The sequence below is a fragment of the Pseudomonas sp. NFPP04 genome (genome assembly GCF_900113815.1).
Lineage (GTDB): Bacteria > Pseudomonadota > Gammaproteobacteria > Pseudomonadales > Pseudomonadaceae > Aquipseudomonas > Aquipseudomonas extremorientalis.
In genome coordinates this window covers 200,868-221,968 of sequence record NZ_FOQS01000006.1, presented here as the reverse complement: position 1 = coordinate 221,968, position 21,101 = coordinate 200,868, and the positions used below count along the sequence as shown (strand labels likewise).

Genomic DNA, 21,101 nt, shown 5'->3' with positions numbered 1-21,101 from the left:
ATTCCCGATGGTCCGCTGCAAATCGCCGGTCAACCTGAAAGCCCCCGAGACCGTTCTGTGTCTCAAGCCTTTGGCCCATGCCATTGCCTTATTGATGGTGGCGGGTAACGCCCAGGCAGCCACGGCGTTCAGTTCCGGCTGGTTTGCCGACAAGGGCGCGTCCCAGGCGGCCACGGCAGCGCGTACCGGTGCCGGCCAGGTGCCGGGGATTCCTTCATTGAACCAGCAGGCGCGGGTCAAGCAGCAGTTGGCGCGCTCCATCAGTACCTTGAACACCAGTGTCGCGGCCATTGCGGCCCAGCAGGCCGCGCAAGCGGCAGGGCGCCAGGCGGCGTTCGGTCAGGTCTCGGCGATTCCCGATGGCCTGGGCAAGGGCGGCCTGCAGGTCGACAACAGCCTGACCCAGGGTTGGACCCACGCCAAGAACCCGACCCAGAGCCAGTCCGGCGGCAAGACCACGGTGACCATCGAGCAGACCGCCGACAAGGCGATCCTCAACTGGGAGACGTTCAACGTCGGGCGCAACACCACCGTGGACTTCCAGCAGCAGGCCAGTTGGGCGGTGCTCAACCGCGTCAACGATCCCAATGCGCGCCCCAGTGAGATCCAGGGCCAGATCAATGGCGCCGGTACGGTGATGATCATGAACCGCAACGGCGTGGTGTTCGGCGGCACCAGCCAGGTCAACGTGCGCAACCTGGTGGCGGCCGCCGCGAACATCACCGACGAGCAGTTCACCCAACGCGGCCTCTACGTCGATGCCAACGGCACCCAGCCGACCTTCACCGATGCGGCAGGCAAGGTTCAGGTGCAGCGCGGTGCGTTGATCCAGACCCACAATCCGGCCACCTCCACCGACGCCGGCGGCTATGCCTTGCTGCTCGGTACCGAAGTGGAAAACGCCGGCACCGTCATCACCGCCAAGGGCCAGACCACCCTGGCCGCCGGCGACAGTTTCTACATCCGCAAGGGTGTCGGCACCACGGGCAACGACCGCTCCACCACGCGTGGCAATGAGGTGGCGACCAGCCTCAACCCTGGCAGCAGCGCAGGTAAAGTCACCAACAGCGGCCTGATCATGGCCTCCACCGGCGATATCACCCTCACCGGCCACCAGGTGCAGCAAAACGGCGTGGCGCTGGCCAGCACCTCGGTGGACACTCGCGGCACGATTCATCTGCTCAACGCTGCCAGCGACAGCACCGGTAGCGTGACCCTGGGCGAGGGCAGCACCACCGCGATCTTGCTGGACGCCAGTGGCAGCACCGCCCTCAACAGCCAGAAAGACAACGGGCTGGTCAAACTCGACGGAACACCCGCCAACCTGATCACCGGCCGGTTCAACCACCTCAGCGCCGTGGCTGACCGTACCGACCAATCACGCGTCGAGATCGTCAGCGGTGGCTCCGTGGACTTCCAGAAGGGTTCGATCACCCTGGCCACCGGCGGCCAGGTGGCGGTCAGCGCTACCGGGCGCAGCCTGGTGCGCGATGGCGCGATGATCGACGTCTCAGGCGCGGTCGGCGTCAAGGTGTCGATGGCATCCAACACGATCAAGATCAACGTGCAGGGTAACGAGCAGCGCGATGCTCCGGTGAACCGTGACGGCGGGCAACTGATCAACAACGATGTGTGGGTCGACCTGCGCGAGCTGGTGTTTGTACCGGCAGGCACCAACGGTTACGCGACGGATCGCTGGTACACCGCCGGCGGCTTGCTGGAAGTGGGCGGTTACCTCGGTACTCAAGGACATTCGGTCGGCGAATGGATGGCCCAGGGCGGCACGGTGACCTTTACCGGCAAGGATGTGGTCACTCAGACGGGCGCGCAGATCAACCTGTCCGGCGGCACCGTGGACGTGCAGGCCGGTTACATCCAGCAGACCTGGCTCAAGGGGCCCAATGGCCGCTTGTATGAATTGTCCAAGGCGCCCGGCGACATTCTCTATTCGGGGTTCTACAAGGGCTATGAAGACACCAGCGCGCGCTGGGGCCAGACCGAGTATTACTACAACCCGCTGATCGCGCCGCAACGCCGCTACGAGGCCGGCTACACCGTAGGCCGCGACGCCGGCAAACTGGTGGTCGGCACCACCAGTGCGGTGTTGGAAGGTCAGTTGATCAGTGATGTGTTCCAGGGCGATCGGCAGACCCAGGCGCCCAACATCAACCTCGACGGCTACCAGCAATCCAAGAAGGCCATGGCCCAGCGGGCGCAGTTGATCATCGGCCAGTACATTCCGATCTACAACAAGACCACCGGCACGCTGCGCTATGCCCTGAGCGGCACCGCCGACCAGGTGCTGATCGATAGCAATACCCGGAAAATCGCCGATGGCCTGGACCTCACCACGGCGCTGCCAGCCGATCGCCAGGGCCAGATGGTGCTCGACAGCGACCCGCTCAACGGTTACCAACTGGGCGCGATCAAGGTGGGCGCCAAGCAGCAGATCACGGTGAATGGTGCGCTCAAGGTGGCAGACGGCGGCGACATCACCTTGTTCGGGCCGGGGGTCGATATCAACGCCAATCTCACCGCCCGGGGGGGCAGTATCAACGCGGGCAACATCCTCACTCAGGTCAACCTCAACGCGGGCAACACCGTCGGCGATGTGATCCTCGCGGGCAGCGGACGGGTCGATGTGGCGACCGGCGTCAAGCTGGACGCCGCCGGACGCTGGAACAACCTGGCGCTGGACCCGAGCCTTGGTGAAGGCGTGGCCTATGTGAACGGCGGCAAGGTGTCGCTGCGCAGCACCGGCAACCTGAACCTGGCGTCAGGCAGCGTGGTGGAGGCGTCTTCCGGCGCCACGCTCGGCGTGGATGGCAAGCTCATCGGCGGCAAGGGCGGTGACGTGACCTTGGGGGCACTGGGCAGCCTGGGGCTGGAGGGCGAGATTCGCGGTTATGGTGTCAATGGCGGCGGCACCCTGGCGTTGCAGGCCCGCAAGGTACAGATCGGCAACAGCACCGGGGCGCCTGACGCCGGCACCGTGCAACTGGCGCAAGACTTCTTCAACAAGGGCTTCTCGGCCTATGACATCACCGGCAACGAGGGCCTGCTGGTCACTGATGGCACCCAGGTGGATGTCACCACGCCGGTGTATCGCCTTGGCGAGCAGACGTCCGCTGCGCCAACGGGAGGCGACCCTGCCACGGTATTGGAGCGCTGGACCCCTGCGCTGTATCAGCAAGACGCTGCCAAAGGCGTGCTGACCCAGCGCCGTGGCGCCAGCCTGAGCCTGACTGCCGGTCGGCAGGAATCCACGGCGGCCGAACTGGCTACCACGGCCCTGACAGTGGGCCGGGGCGCGGTGATCAACGTCGACCCGGGCCAGAGCATCAACCTGCGCAGCGTCGGCCAGTTGACGGTCAACGGCACGCTCAATGCCTGGGGCGGCAGCGTCAATCTGGGAGGCCTGACCGCTGTCGGTTCCGAGGTGGCCAATGCCGCCGGGCATAACCGCTCGATCTGGGTCGGCGACCACGCGGTGATCGATGTGGCAGCCCGGGCGATCAGTGCCGCGGACAATCGCGGGCGCCTCTACGGCCAGGTCGGCCAGGGTGGCAGGATCAGCCTCGGCGGCGAAATTGACCTGGCCACCGGCATTGCCAAGGCCAGCGACCTGTTTGTGGTGGTGCGCGACGGCGCGCGCCTGGACGCTTCCGGTGCCCAGGCGATGCTCGACATTCCGGGCCAGGGCCGGGTGCAGGTGGCCAGCAATGGCGGCAGCATCAGCGTTGCGTCCAACAATGGCCTGTATCTGGATGGCAGCTTGGTCGCCCGGGCCGGCGGTGCCGCGGCGGCGGGCGGCAGTTTATCGCTGGCACTGGAAACGCCTTACTACCTCAAGGCGGCGGTCACCGACCCGATGCTCAAGGTGCGTGAACTGGTGCTCAGCCAGTCCCATCAAGCCAGCCCCCTCCCGGACACCCTCGAGTACGGCCATGGCCGCCTCGGTGTGGACCAGGTCACCACCGGCGGCTTTGATAACCTGGCCTTGCTCAGCAACGGCGTGTTGAGCTTCGACGGTGATGTGTCGCTGAACATGGGGCAAAGCCTGCGCCTGTACAGCGGCGCCATGGGCCTTGCCGAAAACGCCGCCGCCAACGCTCGCATCAACCTGTCTGCGCCTTATCTGCTGCTGGCCGGCATCCTTGCGCCGCTGGACCCCAGCAAGGACCAGTACCTGCATCCGGTGCTGGCGTCCAACCTGTCGCAACGTGCCAGCCAGGCGCTGTTCCAGGCCAGTGGCAATCTGATCGACGTGCGCGGCAATGTGCTGTTCGGCAACCAGAGTGACCTGACGCTGAGCGATGCCAGCAAGCAGAGCATCGATCGCCGTGGCTTCGATGATGTGCAGTTGAGCAGCCAGGGTGACCTGCGCTTCCTGGCCGGTGCCGGGGCGGACGTGATCGCGCAGGGCATCAGTACTCAGTTGATGACCAAAGGCGATATGACGCTGCGCGCCGCGCAGTTGTACCCGGCGACGGACGTTGGCGCACGGGTGCTGGCCGGTTTTATCGATGCCTTCTCTGGCTTCAAGTACGACCCGACCCGTACCTTGACGATCGCGCGCACGGGGACTGCTGATGCCGCCATGCCGTACTCGGCGTTTGGCCGCTTGCAACTGGGCGGCCCGACGATCAAGCAGGGCGGGGTGGTGCGTGCGCCCCTGGGCCTGATCGAAATCGGCAACCTCGGGGCCAGCCGCGTCGAGCTGCTGCCCGGCAGCCTGACCTCGGTGAGTGGCAAGGGATTGGTGTTGCCCTACGGCGGCACGGTAGACGGCCAGGTCTACAAATACAACGGCAAGACTGTGACGTTCCTTGGGCAGGGGGCGTTGCCTAACGCGAACGGCAGCCTGAATGTCGGGATGGTCCTGGGTGGCGAATCGGTGGTGGTGCAGCCTGACGCTACCGTGGACCTTTCCGGTGGCGGCGAGCTGCTTGGGGCCGGGTTTATTTCCGGGCGCGGCGGATCTACCGATGCGCGCTACAACCCCCTGGTGCAATTCGGGGCAACCGGCGGTTTTGTGTTGCCGGGGCTGGGCACCAACCCGGTCTACGCGATTGTGCCGGGCGCGCAACCGGGCTATGCCCCGGTGGGGCCGGAGGGCGGGGCGACCGACCCGTTGATTGGCCAGCAGATCACGATCGGTGCCGGTGTGCCGGGGCTGACAGCGGGCACCTACACCTTGATGCCGTCCACTTATGCCCTGATGCCGGGGGCCTTCCGCCTGGAAATCAACGGCTTGGCGGGGCTCGGCAGCGAAGGCACGACCCAGTTGCTGCGCAACGGCTCATGGTCCACTGCGGGGCGCTTGTCCATCGCCAATACCGGCATCGGCAACAGTACGGCGAGCCAGGTGATCCTCACCGCCGCCGACACCCTGCGCCGATATTCCCAATACAACGAGACCCGTTATGCGCAATTCGCCGTGGCCGACGCGGCCCGCCTCGGGGTGCCGCGTGCGCTGTTGCCGGTGGATGCCAAGACCCTGCAACTGAACCTCAGCCCGGGGGCGGGTGCCAATGCCTTTTCGTTCAAGGGTATCGGTCGCTTCGAGGCTGCCGACGGCGGTTACGGTGGCACCGTGGCGTTGACCAATGGCAACAGGAGCACGGGCAAGGACATTGAGATCGTCGCGGCAGGCAAGGGCGCAACCCCGGGTTTCAGCGGCATCAGCGTCGAGGCCGAGAGCCTCAACGCGCTCGGCGCGGCGCGTCTGTTGATCGGTGGCCTGACCGTGGTGACCTACGGTCAGGGCGGCAACTACATCAACCTGGCCAACGGAGCCTTGAGCAACATCAACCTGCGCGAAGGCGCGAACCTGGCGGCGCCGGAAGTGTTGCTGGTGTCCTCTACCGGCAAGGTAACCGTCGAACAGGGGGCCTCGATCAACACCATCGGTCGCGGCAAGGCCAGTTATGACGCACGTGACGGCTTTGTGTACAACATGCCCAATATGCTGGCGGTGTCCAACGGCCTGCTCAACGTGGTCGCAGCAACGCCGATGGCAGGTGTGACCAGCGGCGGGATCGAGCTGGGGGCTTGCACTGGCACGCTGTGCAGCGGCCAGACCGCTTTGTATTCCGAAGGCACACTCGTTGCCTTGACCGACAGCACCCTGCAGATGGGGGCGGACGTGCGTTATGGCACCCGTCACCTGAACCTGGGCGTATCCAGCATCAACGTCGGCAGCCCCGAAGCCTTGGCCGCCGCCGCTGCCGGCAATCGCCTGCCGGCGGGCATGACCCTCACCCAGCAAGTCCTGGAGCGCCTGCTGCGGGGGGACACCCAATTTGGCGCGCCGGCCCTGGAAACCCTGCAACTGTCGGCACGCGACAGCTTCAACTTCTATGGCACCACGACCCTGGACACTTATGACTCGGCGACCGGCAAGTCGATGCTGAGCAACCTGATGCTGTCCACGCCGGCTATTTATGGTGCGGGCGGCGCCAACGATGTAGCCACCATCCATACCGCCAACCTGATCTGGCAGGGGGCCGCGACACCGCCCGTGGCGGCAGTGACTGACGGTGCCGGCAGCGGCAGCGGGCGCCTGGATATCCATGCCGAGCGCATCGAGTTCGGCTATGGGGATTTTGCCCAGCCAAGCACCACCCAGTCCTTTGACCGCCTGGCCCTGGGCTTTGCCAACGTCAACCTGAACGCCAGCCAGCGCATCACCGCCAACCATAAGGGCAGCCTCTCGGTGTATCAGCGTCAGGGCGCCTATGACGCGATCAAGGGCTTTGCCTACAACGGCGGCAACCTGAATATCCTCACACCGTTGATGAGCGGTGAAGCCGGCTCAGTCAACCGGATCACAGCCGGTGGCGCGATTGATGTGCGCGCCTCGGCGGGGCCGGTGGGCGAAGCGAAGGGCATTGGCGGCGAGTTGTCCTTGCAGGGTGACAGCATCCGCCTGGCCAGCGCGGTGGTATTGCCCAGCGGCAAGCTCACCCTGGGCGCCCGTGGCGATGTGGTGTTGACTGATGCGGCCTTGATCGATGTGGCCGGCCGGGCCATTGCTTTCAACGACCTGCCTAAATACAGCGCTGGCGGCGAGGTCCTGCTGGAAAGCCGTGCGGGCAACGTGCTGCAGGCGGTCGGTTCGACCATCGACCTGTCGGCGCAGCACAACCAGGCGGGCCGGCTGCGGGTGGTGGCCGTAGAGGGCGCGGCGGGCACCGTCGACCTGGCGGGCAGGATCGTCGCTGGCAGCAGCGGCGACTACGATGCCGGCGGTACGCGGGTGCCTTACCTGGCGGGCGCGGTGGAGATCCAGGCCCAGCGGCTGGGCACAAGCGGCACATTGAATGAACAGTTCGCCGCCCTCAATCAACGCCTCAATCAAGGCCAGGTGTATGGCTCGCGCAGCTTTCAGCTCAAGCAAGGCGATCTGATCATCGGCAGCGATGTGAAGGCCAACAGCGTCAACGTTTCGCTAGACAATGGCAGCCTGCGCGTTACCGGCCTGGTAGACGCCAGCGGCGAGCGCGTCGGCAGCATCAACCTGGCCGCCAGGAACGGCCTGGTCCTGGACGGTACGGCGGTGCTCGATGCCCATGGCACGCAAGTGCGCGTGGACAGTTATGGCAAGGTCATCGACGCGCCGAACCGCGCCACCGTTGTGCTCGGCTCCGGCCAGGGCCAGTTGACCCTGGCCGATGGCGTGCGCATCGACCTGCGCCATGGCACGGGGGCAGGGGCCGGTAATGACGGACGCAGTCTCGGCACCCTGGAGCTCAACGCGCCCCGTCTGGGCGGCAATGACATTGCCATCGATGCCAGTGGGCGCCTGACCATCACCGGCGCACGTTCCATCGCGCTCAATGGCATGGTCACCTACGACGATGCCCCGACCAGGACCGATGCCACCCCGAACGGACGTCCGTACCAGGCGATCGACCAAGCCTACCTCGACGGCAAGCACGCACTGAGCACGGCGTTCATCAATGCTGCGCTCGGCAATACCAACCTGCTGCAGAACAAACTGGCAGGCCTGAATAACGCCACCTACGGCGATGTTTTCCACCTGCGGCCTGGTGTGGAGATTATCAGCAAGACGCCCGACGGCGACCTGGTGGTACAGGGCGACCTGGATTTGTCCGGCTATCGCTACGCCAGCCTCAAGTCGACCCAACCTACCGAGGCCGGCAGCCTGACCCTGCGCGCCGGTGGCGACTTGAATATCTACGGCAGCATCAACGACGGCTTTGCGCCGCCGCCGCAAACCGATGATGACAATGGCTGGGTCCTGCGGGCAGGTATCGACTACACCGGCGGCACGGTGGTGGTGCCGGGCAGTGGTGTGACCCTGGCGGATGGCACCCTGTTTCCAGGCGGCGTGACGCTCAATTTCGATGTGCCGACGCAGCCGCTGTTCCTGCCTGCTGGCACGCGGTTGCCCGTCGCGGCAACGCTCAGCCAGTCCTTGGTGCTGCCTGCCGGGACGGTGTTGGCCGCCGACGTGCGGGACGCATCGGGCAATGTGCTGTTCGCCGCGGGCACGCTGCTGGTTCAGAGCCAGACCCTCGCCGCCGGCAGCACGCTGGACGCCGGCACCTTGTTGGGCAGTGCGGCCAACGTCAACGGGCTGATCTGGCCCAAGGGAGTGCCTTTGGCTACCAGCCTCAAGCTGGCAGGCAGTAAAGTCTTGCCCCGTGGCGCGCTGTTGCCGTCGGGTACCGATGTCAAGTTGCCGGACGGTGCGGCGTCGGTACAGCTGCGTGTCGCCGATGCCGGTCGCCAGGGCAAGAACTGGGCGATTGCGCCGATGCTGGAGGAAGGCTCGCAAGCGTGGTCGATTCGGCTGTTGGCCGGCGCGGACACCGGCGCGGCGGACAGTCGCCTGCTGCAACCGCACCCGGTCACCGGCAACCTTCGGTTGGCCGACAGTCACTATGGGATGTACGGGCAGGGTGCGCTGGTCTGGACCGAGCAGGGCTCTTTGGATGTCTATGGCGACAACAGCATGGTGGGCAAGCCCATCGATGTGAATGATGGCTACGCCTACCCCGGCATTTGTGACGATATGCCGGAATACTGCTCGTCCGAGGGCGATGCCTACACCTTGCTGGCGGGCGGCAGCACGCGTTTCAGTGTCATCCGCACCGGCGCTGCGGACTTGGATTTGCTGGCAGCCGGCAACCTGAGCATGGAGTCGTTGTACGGTGTCTACACCGCCGGCAGCTCCTCCACGGGCACCTCGGCTGGCGACCCGTATAACCTCAAGCGTGCCCTTGGCGGCAATGGCAAGGTCCTGGGTAACGTCGGCGGTAACGAAAAGTGGGTCAACGGTGGCCCCGACAGCCTGTACCGCGCCTGGTACCCGGACACGGGCGGCAATGTGCTGGTCAAAGTGGGGGGCGACCTGACAGGCAATATCACCAGCCCTGCGCAGAATGGCGTTGCGCGTCCTGTGCCTGTCGACCTGGGGCTGGATTCAGCCAATGTCGGCAATTGGCTGTGGCGACAGGGTAATAACCTGGAGGGTAGCCAGGCACAAGCGACCGCCTGGTGGATCAATTTCGGTTCTTACGTCGCTAACGTGCGTTCGGACCAGATGGTCGGTTTTACCGGGTTCGGCACCCTGGGTGGCGGCAACCTCACGGTTGATGTGGGGGGCAATGCGGGAATCATCAGTGCGCTGTCGTCAACCGCCCAGAACGTCAGCCCACGCAGCCAAGGCCTCGTTCTGGCGGTCGGCGGTACAGGGCGGGTCGCCGCCGATGGCAGTGTGCAACTGAGCGGTGGTGGCGACTTGAACCTGCGGGTGGGCGATGCGCTGAACCCCGCCAGTCAGGTCACCGTCGATCACCTCAATGGCTCGTTGGTGAACCTGCGCGGCCACGTACAGGTGACGGGCGGCAGCCTGGGCAGCCTGACCTTGCGTTATGGCAACCAGTCCAGGGACCAGAGCCCCAGCGAAGTGCGCGCCTACGACCCGCTGCGCTCCACCTCGGCCATGGCGGCCGGCGGCTTGAGCCTGCTGCCAGGGGATTCGACCTTCAGCCTGGCTACCCGGGGCGACCTGGTCCTCCAGGATGTCGCCGATCCAGGCCGCGTACCGCAGATGAATGCCTTGGCCTACGCAAAGGAAGGCGTCAACGGGGTAGGACAGAGCTGGTTCAGCCTGTGGACCGACCGTACGGCAGTCGATCTGTTCTCCTCCGGCGGTAACCTCACACCACTGACCCAGACGCTGGAAACCGATATGGCGGCGGTCTACCCCGCCACATTGCGTGCGGTCGCCGCCAGCGGCAGCCTGTACTACGGCCGTGCGTCGACGAGTAACCCGAATGTGCCGCAGCCATTGCAGGCGCTGGTGCTGGCACCGTCGGCCAACGGTCAACTGGAATTGCTGGCGGGCGATTCGATCTACGGCGGCGACTTGACCATCAGCCGTTCCAGCGCAAGTCCGCAAAGCCTGGCGACGATCCAGCGTCCGGCGTTCCTGGGCTTCATCAACAGCTTGCCGGTCGCAGGCAGCGGCAATCTTTCCAGTGATGGCAACATCGCACGCCTGGGGCTTCACCCGCTGTTCGCGTTTGGCCCTGACACCGCGAGCATGGCATGGGGCGGCGCCTTGGAACCGGCGCGTTTCTATGCGCTCAGCGGTGACCTGCTGGGGGTCAACAGTGGACGGGCGCTCAGTCTCTATGGGGCAAACGATCCACGCTTCGGTCAGACCTACTACGAAGGTGCAGGCCCGGTCTGGATGCTCGCCGGGCGCGATATCGTCAGCAGCGGCACCCGCTTGAATGGTGCCCTTGGCGGGGACGTGAGCACCGGTGAATACACGTTCACCGGTAACCTGTTCGTGCACACGGGGGCGACTGATATCTCCATTGCCAGCGCCGGGCGCGACATCCTCTACAGCAGTTTCAATGTCGCGGGCCCCGGGACCCTTGAGCTGACGGCCGGGCGCACTATCCAGATGGACGATCAGGTGGGCGTGAACAGTCTGGGCGCCGTGGCGGCCGGCGACAACCGAGCGGGTGCCAGCATCGCCCTGCAAGCCGGTGTCGGGCCCAAGGGGCCGGACTACCGTCGGTTTGTCGAGGCTTACTTGAACCCCGCCAACCTGGCGCTGCCGGGTGAGTCGATCCAGGGCAGCAAGGTCGCTAAGACCTACGAGAGAGAATTGCTCGCCTGGCTGGTCGAGCGCTTCGGGTTTACCGGAGACGCCGAACAGGCCCGCACTTACTACGCGGCGCTCCCCGCCGAGCAACAACGGGTGTTCGCCCGCGACGTGTACTTCGCCGAGCTCAAGGCCGCCGGCCGTGAGTACAACACCGCTGGCAGCGTGCGCCAGGGCAGCTACCTGCGTGGCCGCGCGGCGATTGCGGCGCTGTTCCCGGACAAGGACGTGGCCGGCAACCCGATCACCTACAAAGGCGACATCACGATGTTCGGTGGCGCGGGCGTGCACACCAACTTCGGGGGGGCCATCCAGATGCTCACGCCGGGCGGCAGCCAGACCTTCGGTATCGAAGGCGCGGCGCCACCGTCGACGGCGGGGGTGATCACCCAGGGCGCGGGGGATATCCAGCTGTATTCCCTGGGCAGCATCCTGCTGGGCCAGAGCCGCATCATGACCACCTTCGGCGGCTCGATCATGGGCTGGACCAGCGAAGGCGACATCAACGCCGGGCGCGGTTCCAAGACCACCGTGGTGTACACGCCGCCCAAGCGTGTGTATGACAACTGGGGCAACGTCGGCCTGTCGCCGTCGGTGCCGAGTACCGGTGCGGGGATCGCCACGCTCAACCCGATCCCGGAAGTGCCGTCGGGGGACATCGACCTGATCGCACCGCTGGGCACCATCGATGCCGGCGAGGCGGGCATTCGTGTGTCCGGCAACGTCAACATTGCCGCCTTGCGCGTGGTGAACGCGGCGAATATCCAGAGCCAGGGCAAGTCGTCCGGGGTGCCGGTGTCTGCTGCGGTCAACACCAACGCCATGACGTCGGCCAGCGCGGCCGGTGCGGCGGCGTCCCAGGCCGCGCAAGACGCGGCGCGCAGCCAGCAGGCGGCCGCCAAACAGGGCAGGCCGTCGATCATGACCGTGGAAGTGTTGAGCCTGGGCACCGAACCGTTGCCGCAGGAGCCTGCGCCGGCGCAGAAAACCTCCGGCTACAACCCCAACAGCCCGGTGCAGGTGCTGGGCGCCGGGCCGCTGAGCGAACAGGCGCGAGCGCGGCTGACGGATGAGGAGCGCAAGCAGATCAGTTTGTAAGGCTTTGGAAGGGACCTCTCGATGTACCGTTCGGGGCGATCAATGATCGCCCCTTTTTTTGCGCCGGTTACGGGTTGTCCTTGAGGGTCTTGAACGACTCGATGCGTTTGATCAGCCGCGTATTTTTCGCCGAGTCGGCATTGCCGAACAGGAACGAGAAGTCCGACGCCAGCCCGGATTTGCCGGCAATCGCCGCGTACTGGTGGCAGTCATTGCAGTTGTCTGTCTGCACGTAGGTTTCCATCGTGGTGTTGGCGACCACGACACTCTGGTCGCTGACAAACGGCCCATAGGACAGCGGCACCTTCACGTTCGGCCCAGGGCCTGGATCGTTGGGGGCGTTGGGCGTCTTGGACCACAGCACGTTCACCAGTTTGTAGTACTGGAACACCGACTGGCCCTGGGTCTGCTGGGCGAAGGTCTGCTGCACCGCCGTGTTCAGCGCCTGCATGTCCTGGGGCGTGGCGTTGAGCCGGGTGGCCTGCACCGGCTGGTCCAGGGGCGTGCAGTCGGGCGGCGTGTGGGTGGCGTCGCACTGCACGCGGGCGACGTTTGGCGCGCAGGCATTGCCGGTGCACTCGGGGTTGTTGAAGCTGTAGCCCTGGGGTGGGGCGGCGCCGCCATCGGGCACGTTGTCGATCTGCTCGAAGGTGGTCCAGATGAAGTTCGGCTGGGTCTGGGTCTTGTTGATGATATGCAGCCCTACCAGGCCTATCACTTCCTGGGTGCATTGCAGCGTGTCCGGGCGTTGCAGCCAGGCCACGGTGGTCAGGTAGCGCCCGTACAGGTCGGGCTTGTTGGTGAGCACGCGCCAGGCCGCCTTGAGTTCCAGGGCACCCAGTTCCTCCTGGGGCAGCGCCTTGGCCGGCAGCTCGCGCACCGGCTTGCCGGCCGGCAGTGACAGGCCGGCGGGGTGTCGGTTGTCGCTGTTTTGCGCCACGATCAGCTGGTTGGCGGCGTCGTACAAACCGTTGTCGACGATGTAGTCGAACTCGGCCTTGCCCACCTTGCGTTCGAAAAACACCAGGTTGCCCGACTGGTCCGTGAGCCAGCCGCCGGACGCTTCCATGATCGAATCCGGCAGGGTCACCTGGGTGCCGCTGGACAGGTGGAAGCGGTGCTTGCGGTTGATCGCGCTTTCCGAGGTGGCGGTGATGAATTTACGCGCCCCCGTGGCAAACGCCTTGAGGTTGCCGGTGGCGGTGCAATGGGACGGCACCAGGGTTTCCACGCCCCAGCCGGACGGCTTGGCCGCGCCGGGCAGGAAGATTTCGCTGGCATCCTTGTAGCTGGCCCACACCGGGGCATTGCTCATCGGTTGGCCGGGGGTTGGCGGCACGCCGAACTGGGCCGCGCTGCTTTGGGTGTCCGGCTCACCGGCCAGGCTTGGGTTGGCCGGCCAGCCGGGATTGACCGGCCAGTTCATGGCGATGAACAACTGCCAGCCGAAACAATTGAGAAAAGCCTGCTCGGTGCCGAAATTGTTCACCGGCAGGAAGCCGCCGCTGGTGGGATCGAACACCAGCTGGCTGACGCAGCTCTGGGCGTCCGAGGCGGCATTGGCCGGTGTGGGGGCCAGCAGTGGGAGAAGGGTGCAGGTGATTGCGCAGGCAATACGCAAGCGTGCCCGGCGCAGCGGGCGAAGCCATCCGTTCATGATCGCATTCCTTGCTCAAGACTCAAGGGGCGGCCGCCCAGGCCAGGCATGGGCGGCCGGGAGGCACTCAGGCGCTGGGCACCAGGGCCAGGCCGCTTTCCCAGGGGTGCTCGGAGGCACTCGGGTTGGCCGCTTCGCTGGGGTTCAGCGCACGCACACTGACCAGCCCCGGCGCCGCGTTGCTGCTGACGGTGATGGTCATGATGTAGCCCTGGGTGCCGCCGCCGTCGGTCTGGCCGGGAATCGCCGAGGCATCCGGCAGGAACTGCGTGACCTGGGCCGTGATGCCCGGGTTGGAGAACTGCACCCGTGCATCCGCCGCCGTGGTGTTCGGGTCGGCGCCTTGTACCACCAATACGAACTGGCCTGAGCTGCCGGGGGCAAAGCTGGCCGGCAAGTCGCTGGGGGATTGGCCGTAGAACAGGTCAATCGGCAGCAACTGCACGGGCCAGGGTTGCGCATCGGTGGTGTTGGCCGCCACGCAGGCACACTCCTTGGGCTGGGCCGTGAGCGGCGCAGGGGTCACGCTGAGGGCCACGTTCAGTTCGTTGGCGATCACCCACACGTAGTCGATCGGCGTGCCGTTGATGGTGATCTCATTGATCGAAAACCCCGCGCTGGCCGGCACCTCGAAGACCGCCTGGAGAATCTGGTCGGAGTTGTTCGGGCCGGTGCCGGCGGTGCCACGGGTAACGCGCCAGTAGCTGCTGACATCCTGGCCTTGCGGGCCTTTCCAGGTGCTGAAGGACTTGGGTTGCTGCAGGTACAGGCCGATAGGGTTGGTCAACGAGATCAGGTTGTTGACCGCCGCCTGGTTCGCGGAGAACCCGATATGCGGGTCGGAGTTGCGGTAGTTCTGCCCGTATTGCGCGCAGCAGATCAGGCTCTGCTGGTTCTGGCTGCTGGTGAGTGGCCGCAGGATGGTGGCCGCCGCCGCCAGGTAGATCTCGGCACTCAGGGTATTGGGGCCGGAAGTCAGGTGCATCGCGCCGCCCGACACGCCCGGTATGCGCACGGTGCCGCTATTCCATTTGTTCACGGTGTCGTAGGCGGGCTGGCCGGTGGTGGGGTCGAGTACCGGTTCGCCGGCCTTGCCGGTCGGGCCGTCGGCGGTGTAGCGCAGGTACAGGTCTTCGAGTTTCACCTGCGGGTCGACATACGCCTGGTACAGGCCCAGCACGGCACCCGGGTCGATGTTCCACATGGTCAGGAAATACGCCGGGTTCTCGCTGGTGAACATGATGCTGCGCATGTTGCCGTCGGGGTCGCGGGTGATCGACCATTCGCAGTATTCGTCCAGCCAGCCCCGTGGGCCCGAGGGCGAAAAGTCGGCGTAGGGGCCGTTCCAGTTGATGGATTTGCACAGCACGCTGGGGATCTGCAATTGGGTGGCCTTGGGGTCCGGGTACAGCGAATAGAGGGTGTCGTTGAGGGTGATCTGGCCGTGGTCGGTCAGTTGCATCACCTGGTCCAGGGTCATGGCCTTGCCGCCCAGTTGCGGGACCACGGCAGCGCCCTCGTTATAGAAAAACGTCCACAGCCGATTGGGGAAGGGCTGCCAGGTGATGGTCTTTGGCGTCAGCGTGCCGTAGCCGCTCTCCAGCGGGTTGTAATAGCCCGAGCGCGGTGCATCGTTGAGGTTAGACCAGGGGTTGCCGATGATCGACATCTGGGTCCAGCCGGTGACGTTGTTGTTCCAGTCGGTTTCGAACGTCGGCAGCTGGTCCTCCAGGCCCAGCTTGTTGTAGTCCTTGGGCGCTTGTTCGGCGGGGGAGGTGAATTGGGTGAAGGGTGTGCTCATGTCGGTTCTCCAGCATCAGTGTTGGTGGAGCAGCAACCGGCGCCCGGAGCGGGGCCGGCAGAGGTTTGGCGCGGGTCGTCCCACACCAGTTCGGCGATAAAGCCAGGCAGCGGCGCGTATGCATCGGCCGTCAATACCTGGCCACTATCGGAGTGGGTCACGACCAGCGATAACTGCGCTGTGTCGGTCGGTTTGAGCTTGAGTACCCGGGCATTGCGCGCAGCGTTCAGCGCCCGCGACACGCCCTGGGTGACGCAGCGGCCCTTGTCGTCGACCAGGCCCATGCCGATGCGGCTGAAGCGCCCGACGTAATGCGGGTTATCGGCGCGGGCGTGTTGCGCGGTGGCGTCGGGCTGGTTGAGGAAGACGTCGATCAGGTAGGTGTCGTGGGTGCAGCGCACATGGTCGAACACCACCCACGGACCGCTGCCTGCCGCCTGGGACTGACGGCAGCACACAGCCTTGGCCGCGCCGAACTGCGGGGCGACTGGCGTGCCATAGTCGTAGCCGATGTGCCGGCTGTCCTGGGCCATGTCGCCGAGGGTGGTGTAGCGCCAGGCGTCGGCGCTGGTGAAGGTCACGTCATCGGCCTGATGCCCGGCGAAGGGTTGCAACAGGCATTGGGTGGTGTACTGCGCCGCCGGGTTGGCGCGGATCCAGACCTCCAGCATGCGGTCGATGTTGGCGTGATAGGAGCAGAACACCGGGTCGAAGGCGGTGTAGGCGTTGTCGGCCATGTCGCCGCCGATCCAGCCGTGATAGTTGTCGTGGGGCTGCTCGTAGAGTCCGTCGAAATTCAGCGCACGGTTGGGGTAAAGGTTGTCCGGTTGCGGCGGGTCGAAGGCCGTGATGTTGGCCCATGGATAGCCTGGCACACCCTGGGGCTGGCTGAAGGTGGTGAACGCCAGCGCATCGACCACCTGCTGCTGGAAGATCCGGCTCATGCCATACAGTTGGGTGCGCTCGAACCGAAAGTCTTCGCCCTGGGTGTAGAACAGCGGATTGCGCTGCACGTACAGGCAGTCGACACCTTCGACCGGCGCGGTGGCGCAGACCTTGGAGCAGCCATCCTTGGCCGCCGCATAACGCAACGGGTTACGCCGCACCTCACCGGTATGCGGGTGCACGTAGGTTTCATCGAGGAACGCCTGGGGCAAGCCGGCCTGGGGGCTGCCGTCGACACTGGCGTCTGCGGCCATCCAGTCCCAGTAGGGGATCGCGCAGTCGATCAGCGCTTCCAGGTACAGCAGGTAAGCGCGGTGCCACAGGGCGAAGGCTTCCTGGTAATGCAGGCACCAGTTGGTGTGGATGTAGGCATAGCGCTGCCAGGGCGAGCCGCTGTCGGGGTCGCCGATGTGCATTACGTCATCCAGCTTGGCGCGGTACAGGTTCAGTGCTTCGGCGCTCAGGGAGCGGATGTCCTGGCGCACACGCTTGACCGGGTGTGGCAATGCCGGTGGCGGAATGCGCTCGGCCAGGTCAAACGGCGAGATGCTGTCCAGGCGCCAACCCTGGTTGACCCAAAGGCGGAAGGTTTCCAGGGCATCCATCGGCCAGAACTGTTGCTGATCGGTGGTCAGCGGCATGTTGCGCGAGGCCAGGTGCTGGTAGATGGTTTGCGACCAGGTCTTGACCGAGGCCGGGTCTTCCAGGAACACCTCGTAGGCGTTCATGCAACCGACCCAGGTGGCGGCGACGGCGGCGCGCTGGGGGGCGGGTATCCAGTAGGGGGCGCTGAACAGCGCCTTGATATCACCGGTCCATGTCGGTTTCGCGACTATCATAAGATCCCTCTCATGCCGCCTTCAGGCCAGGTGTTGGCCGGGCTGCTAAGCTGGAACGATGTTAACTAGCCACTGCGCAGGATTTGTGCAAATTGGCCCGTCTTTGCGACGTATTCATTGCATTTTTTCAAGGACGATTCGGAACCGATGACAGACGCCATGGATTTGAAGATCCTGGGCAAGTTGCAGAAGGATTGCGACCAGAGCCTGGAGTTGTTGAGCGACAGCGTGGGGCTGTCTTCCACCAGTTGTTATCGGCGGATTCGCCGCATGGAGAGCGTGGGGATCATCAAGGCCAAGGTAGCGGTGCTGGATGAACGCAAATTGGGTATTCAGGTGACGGCGTTTTTCCTGATCAAGCTGGACAGGGATAGCCAGGATATTGACCGCAAGATGCAGCACATCCTTTCGACTCATCCGGAGATTCAGGATTGTTACCTGATGACGGGGGAGTTTGATTTTGTGATGGTGGCGAAGTTTCGGGATGCTGCGGAGTACACCGAGTATATCTATCGGTTTCTGGAGACTTATCGGGATATTCCGATTCGGACTTATTCTTCTACGTTGGTGGTTAGGACGGTTAAGAAGTCTTATGAGTTGCCGTTGCAGGGGGTTGGGTTTTGTTCTCGGAGTTGAGTACATATCCGTTTCTTCGGTAACGGCTACTTATGGTTCCGCTCTTACAGCGGCTCACTTTTGGAAAGGCCGGAAGCCGGCCCAGCCAAAAGTAAGCAAAAGGCCTTCACCCCAACACTCGGCACCTCGCCTAGGTTCGGCCAGCGTGTTTGACGGGGCGATCCCAGATCAAAAGCAAGAGCGCGGCGGCCTTAGAGCCGACCGGATTGTATGGCCGGTACTCGGTCAAAGTGTGGGAGGGGGCTTGCCCCCGATGGCAGTGGGTCAGTCACTGATGAGTTGGCTGACACACCGCCATCGGGGGCAAGCCCCCTCCCACAGGTTGATCTTCATGTATCAGTTGAAGGGTGGTTTGCTCTGGCTCTGGCTCTGGCTTTTGATCTGCTTTTGATTTTGATGTTAGGCGGCCCCCAAATCCCTGTCGGATTACGGGCACACCGAGCCTAAGCGAGGTGCCGAGTGTTGGGGCAAGAGCGTTTTGCTTACTTTTGACTGGGCCGGCATTCCGGCTTTTCAAAAGTGAGCCGCCGAAGGGCGGAACCCTAAGTAGCCGTTGCCGCAGCAATGGATATGCCCCGAAAAAAATGCCCCCCACCCAATCCCAAATGAAGCTTTCATGACAAAAGTTCGGTAGCCCATGGCCACTCCCGTCTCCTCTGTGTAACGCGCTTGAGCCCACCAGAAAGGTGAGCTTTTCAGCCGCAAGCAGGATGCCAGGAGTGGGGCGATGGGAACTATGGAACGTTACTCGAAAGTGGGCATGCAGGAGCTCGACCAGCGCCTGTCGAAGATCGTCGAGGCGGCGCGCAAGAAGCCGGTGTCGGTCTATCGCTACGGCGCACCCTGGGTCTGGATCGTCTCCCAGGATGACTGGCAGGGCGCCCGCAAGGAAGTCTCAAGCTACATCCCGGCAGGCCATTCCCTGGTGTTGCTGCGCCCGCAGATCGACGAAGTGCTCGACCAGCACCGTGACTGGCTCACCGCCGAACCCGCGATGTCGATCCCGGCGCAGACCGTGCTGCAGATCCTGCTGCTGCAGCTGCTGTATTCGGTGCCCAGCGAGCAGCAACTGCATGAACAACTGAACTACAACCTGCTGTTCCGCTGGTTCGTCGGCCTGGACCTCAACCAGAAGGTCTGGAGCGTTCACGTCCTGACTCGCGACATCGCCACGCTGCTGAACAACCCGCGTGCGGTGCAACTCATCCAGAAAATCATTGGTGACGTGTTTTGTGGCGCCTTGCTGCATATGCCGGAGTTCTCGTTGAACTTCGCCCTGTTGCACACCTGGCTGGCACGCCACGGCAACACCGCGATCACCAGCAATTGAGCAGGCCGTACGCCGGGCATTCGGCGACGGTGCAAACAATCAGACAGTCAGGGGGCGGTGTGGAGCATCTGTTCAAATTAACGCTGGCGCTGTGTTGCGTGACGCTGGGGAGCCTGGCGCAACCGGTGTTGGCCGAGGAAGAGGCGGCGGCGCGCAGGGTCGACGTCAATGAGTACTTCGTGCGCGGCAATACCGTGCTCGATGCGGCGACGATCGAGGAGGCGGTGTACCCGTTCCTGGGGCCGCAAAAGACCCTGGACGATATCGAGGGTGCCCGCGACGCATTGCAGAAGATCTACAAGGCGCGTGGCTACCAGTCGGTGTTTGTCGAGCTGCCGGAGCAGAAGGTCGATGACGGCATCGTCTACCTGCAAGTAAGCGAAACCAAGGTTGGCCGCGTACGGGTGGTCGGCGCCAAGCACTATTCACCGGTGGAAATCCGCGAGCAGGTGCCGGCCCTGGAGGAGGGCGCGGTGCCGGACTTTGCCACGGTGCAAACCCAGTTGGCCGGCCTCAATCGCAGTGCCGGGCGCCAGGTCACGCCGCTGGTGCGCGAAGGCCAGCGCCCGGGCACGATGGATGTGGACCTGCAGGTGGAAGACCAGAACCCCTGGCACGCCACCCTCGGCCTGAACAACGACTACAGCGCCGACACCGAGAAGCTGCGTTCGGTCGCCACGCTGGGTTACGACAACCTCTGGCAGCTGGGCCACAGCATTTCCCTGACCTACTTCACCGCGCCCCAGGACACCGACAACGCCAAGGTCTGGTCCGGCTCCTACAGCGCGCCGTTGAGTGAGCGCTGGACCTTGCAGTTCTCGGGTTACCAGTCCGACAGCAACATCGCCACCATCGGCGGCAGTAACGTGTTGGGCAAGGGCCATTCCTACGGCGTGTCGGCCATCTACAACCTGCCGGCGGCGGGTAATTGGGCCCATTCGTTCTCGTTCGGCGTGGACTTCAAGGACTTCGACGAGCAGATGAAATTCGGCTCCAGCAGCGACCAGGTGCCGCTCAAGTACGCACCGTTCACCTTGGGTTACAACGGCTTTCGCTACACCGAACAATCCCAGTTGGGCCTGGGCCTGAACCTGGTGGTGGGCACCCGCGCGTTCTTTGGCTACGGCAGCGATGCCGAAGAGTTCGACTACAAGCGCTACAAGGCCAGCGCCAGTTTCGCCGTGCTCAAGGGCGACCTGAATTACACCTACACCTTTGCCAACGATTGGCAGTCGGCGACCAAGGGTGGCTTCCAGCTCGCGTCGGGGCCGCTGGTTTCCAACGAGCAGTATTCCGCCGGCGGCGCCACCTCGGTGCGCGGTTACCTGGCCGCGGAGCGCACCGGGGATGAGGGCTACTTGCTCTCCCAGGAGCTGCGCACGCCGTCCCTGGCCAGGTTCCTCGGCAGTTATGTGCAGGAGTGGCGCTTTTATGCGTTCGCCGAAGGCGCGCGCATGCGCCTGCACGACCCGCTGCCCGAGCAAGAAGACGAATACAGCCTGGCCAGTGTCGGCCTGGGCACCCGCGCCAGTTTGAGCAAATGGTTGTCCGGCAGCCTGGATTGGGGCTACCCGCTGCTCGATGGACCGAACACCCAGAAACAGGACTCGCGACTGCACTTCAGTGTGCAGGCGACTTTCTGA

7 protein-coding genes are annotated in these 21,101 nt (G+C 64.4%); 4 read left to right on the top strand and 3 right to left on the bottom strand.

What is annotated here, in order from left to right; genetic code table 11:
• Positions 1 to 7: 7 nt before the first annotated feature.
• Positions 8 to 12,250 (top strand): filamentous haemagglutinin family protein, encoded by a 12,243-nt coding sequence (locus BM017_RS15400; protein WP_092245881.1) that lies wholly within the window; start codon positions 8 to 10, stop codon positions 12,248 to 12,250.
• A 67-nt stretch (positions 12,251 to 12,317) separates the two neighbouring features.
• On the opposite strand, the gene BM017_RS15395 is transcribed toward BM017_RS15400, so the two are convergent.
• From BM017_RS15395 to BM017_RS15385, 3 genes are all read right to left on the bottom strand, one after another.
• Positions 12,318 to 13,907 carry a hypothetical protein gene (locus tag BM017_RS15395; RefSeq protein ID WP_092245879.1) on the bottom strand — a complete coding sequence of 530 codons (1,590 nt, stop codon included), beginning with the start codon at positions 13,905 to 13,907 and terminating at the stop codon, positions 12,318 to 12,320.
• 67 nt (positions 13,908 to 13,974) lie between these two features.
• Positions 13,975 to 15,708 (bottom strand): hypothetical protein, encoded by a 1,734-nt coding sequence (locus BM017_RS15390; RefSeq protein ID WP_092245876.1) that lies wholly within the window; start codon positions 15,706 to 15,708, stop codon positions 13,975 to 13,977.
• Positions 15,705 to 17,492 (bottom strand): tyrosinase family protein, encoded by a 1,788-nt coding sequence (locus BM017_RS15385; protein ID WP_092245873.1) that lies wholly within the window; start codon positions 17,490 to 17,492, stop codon positions 15,705 to 15,707. Before BM017_RS15385 ends, BM017_RS15390 begins: the two co-directional genes overlap by 4 nt.
• A 159-nt stretch (positions 17,493 to 17,651) precedes the next feature.
• Here BM017_RS15385 and BM017_RS15380 point away from each other — a divergent pair, with 159 nt between their 5' ends.
• The 3 genes from BM017_RS15380 (at position 17,652) to BM017_RS15365 (ending at position 21,101) form a co-directional block, all read left to right on the top strand.
• Complete coding sequence (locus tag BM017_RS15380; RefSeq protein ID WP_071491274.1) at positions 17,652 to 18,128, top strand: Lrp/AsnC family transcriptional regulator; 477 nt, start codon at positions 17,652 to 17,654, stop codon at positions 18,126 to 18,128.
• Positions 18,129 to 18,864: 736 nt separating this feature from the next.
• Complete coding sequence (locus BM017_RS15370) at positions 18,865 to 19,458, top strand: transposase (RefSeq protein ID WP_071495338.1); 594 nt, start codon at positions 18,865 to 18,867, stop codon at positions 19,456 to 19,458.
• Positions 19,459 to 19,517: 59 nt separating this feature from the next.
• A complete protein-coding gene (locus tag BM017_RS15365; protein WP_092245867.1) occupies positions 19,518 to 21,101 on the top strand; it encodes a ShlB/FhaC/HecB family hemolysin secretion/activation protein in 1,584 nt (527 codons plus the stop codon).